We start from the raw sequence: 561 nt of genomic DNA, 5'->3' as shown, positions 1-561 counted from the left end.
CTAACGCCGTGGTAATTTGCCCGCATTGCGGGAGTGGAGTTTTGGGGTAAAGTGGCGAAGCCACCCCAAAATGGAACGGAGCAATGCGGGTCAAATTGACCACCTTGTTAGCACTATTTATTAGCGCCTTGATCCATAAACATTAGCTCCCATGAATGGCCATCAAGATCATCAAAGCTGTGTGTATACATAAAACCATGATCTTGAGGTTCACTCGACACGTTAGCGCCTAATGATTTTGCTTTTGAGATAAAATCATCAACTTCATCACGACTTTCACATGAAATACACAATAGAGATTCCGCGCTAGCCGTAGAGTCACAAATAGGTTTGTCAGTGAAGTTTTTGAAATGACTTTCAGCAAGTAACATAACCGATATATTGTCCGCAATTATTACGCAACAGCCGTTTTCGTTACTGAACCTGGGGTTGAGTTTGAACCCAAGCCCTACAAAAAAGGCCATGGCCTCACCAAGATCCTTTGTGGCTAAATTAATAAATATTTGCCTGTTCATCGTAGATCCCTTAGCTCGTTGCATATTGATGGAGGGTGCTAACGCC

Annotated in this window: 1 protein-coding gene; it reads right to left on the bottom strand. The window is 43.1% G+C overall.

What is annotated here, in order from left to right; translation table 11 throughout:
• Window positions 1–113: 113 nt before the first annotated feature.
• Window positions 114–561: VOC family protein (locus IDZ20_RS06620; protein ID WP_342745121.1), on the bottom strand; the 448-nt coding region annotated here is incomplete at its 5' end.

The organism is Teredinibacter waterburyi, assembly GCF_001922985.1.
GTDB lineage: Bacteria > Pseudomonadota > Gammaproteobacteria > Pseudomonadales > Cellvibrionaceae > Teredinibacter > Teredinibacter waterburyi.
Note: the sequence above shows the minus strand (reverse complement) of the source record. Positions and strands in the feature narration are given on the sequence as shown.